This window comes from Mesorhizobium sp. M2A.F.Ca.ET.042.01.1.1 (assembly GCF_003997405.1).
Classification (GTDB): domain Bacteria; phylum Pseudomonadota; class Alphaproteobacteria; order Rhizobiales; family Rhizobiaceae; genus Mesorhizobium.
Genome location: NZ_RZRX01000623.1, coordinates 1 through 650 on the forward strand (window position 1 = coordinate 1; position 650 = coordinate 650).

Sequence of the window (650 nt, forward strand, 5' to 3'; positions counted from 1 at the left end):
GCGCAGCGGCGCGTGATCGAAGCCCAACTGGCTGCCGAGCAGGCGCGCCGCAAAGCCGAAGAAGAAGAGGCCCGCCGCAAGCAAGCGGCCGACGAGCAGGCCCGCAGGAAGGCCGAGGAGGCTGAGCGGCAAAAGGCAATGTGGGAGCGCCTGCGGTCGAACCAGATGATTACCAGCGAGCAAGCGAGCTCGGCCGCCGGGCACGATCAGCCGGCCCAGGCGCAAATCGCCGCCGACGGTCAGCTTGTTCCGGTGCCTGGCGCCGACAACGATCCGAACAAGGCTTTCCTCGCGCAGTCGGAAACCCATTCGAACGCGACGGCGAAGGCGCGAGTTTTCCGCCGCACCGATGCGTTGATCCCCGAAGGCACGATGATCCGCGGATTTCTGGAAACCGCGATCAACACCGATCTGCCCGGCATGGTTCGCGCGGTGGCGCGCGAGGACGTCTATTCGCTCGACGGCCGCCGCATTCTGATCCCGAAAGGCTCTCGGCTCACCGGCGAATATCGTTCGGGGATCGCGCGCGGACAAAAGCGTGTGTTCATCGTCTGGAACCGCGTCATACGTTCCGACGGCGTGTCGGTCGACATTGCCTCGCCTGGCGCCGACCGTCTAGGACGGGGCGGTCTCGGCGGCCGCGTCGATAC

The 650-nt window shown here is 66.3% G+C and carries 1 protein-coding gene; it reads left to right on the forward strand.

The genetic code is table 11. The features are described 5' to 3' along the window. Positions 1-138: 138 nt before the first annotated feature. A partial coding sequence (locus EOA23_RS35230; RefSeq protein ID WP_281058786.1) for a TrbI/VirB10 family protein occupies positions 139-650 on the forward strand: 512 nt, incomplete at its 3' end.